This is a genomic window from Alkalibacterium sp. s-m-28 (assembly GCF_054658175.1).
Genome location: NZ_BAAGIQ010000526.1, coordinates 1 through 218, shown reverse-complemented (window position 1 = coordinate 218; position 218 = coordinate 1). Strand labels below are relative to the sequence as shown.

The window sequence follows — 218 nt, the reverse complement described above, 5'->3', positions numbered from 1 at the left end:
TCAATCAAGATGGCAGATCGAGTTGTTTTTCAAGCACATCAAACAACATTTGACCATTAAAACGTACTATTCACAGTCTGAACAAGGCGTGGAGAATCAAGTGATTCTTGCGATGATTGTCTACTTATTGACGTTACTGATGAAACTAGAATTAAGGTTGAAATCAACCCTCTTCACTATTTTGAGCCAAATCAGAGCGTTACAGTATGAACCATTTG

General features: G+C 37.2%; 1 protein-coding gene. It reads left to right on the top strand.

The window, feature by feature from the left end; genetic code table 11:
- On the top strand, positions 1 to 218 hold a 218-nt coding region (locus ACYQ4S_RS13120; RefSeq protein WP_459771629.1), incomplete at both ends, for a transposase.